1 pseudogene is annotated in these 436 nt (G+C 45.4%); it reads right to left on the reverse strand.

Annotated elements, in window-relative coordinates:
• Positions 1-436, reverse strand: a pseudogene (locus tag CHK_RS16540) (hypothetical protein); the annotation flags it as partial.

Genomic DNA, 436 nt, shown 5'->3' on the forward strand with positions numbered 1-436 from the left:
CATAGCCGTGGAAGCAGATCATATCCGAAATTGTGCATATGGTAGGTTGCCTGGTTTAAGGGTGACATCCACCCAACTGCTACATTAGCCTTATACATCAATTCTTGAGGCAGGTTGAACATTTGTCCAAATATCTGAGGATTTAAAAGTAGCCCATATAGACTGAACAAAAAAACGCTGATAACGCCCCAAAACTGTCCTTTGCGGATGTTGACCGCCAACATGATCGATACCATCAGAAGTGTATACAGCAACATTAACAGAAAAATCGTTCCCATGCACGCATATGGCGTGCTCATTTCAAGTGTTTTCACAAAAGCGGGTAGGGCAATAGCTTCTCCCGTACCTGAATATCCGAGCATCGCCGCCGTTTCGCTCCATTGGTCGCCAATGAACGAATTGTGCGCACACAGTGCGGAGGTTGCAAACAGGATAA

Source organism: Christensenella hongkongensis (assembly GCF_000981035.1).
Taxonomy (GTDB): Bacteria; Bacillota; Clostridia; order Christensenellales; family Christensenellaceae; genus Christensenella; species Christensenella hongkongensis.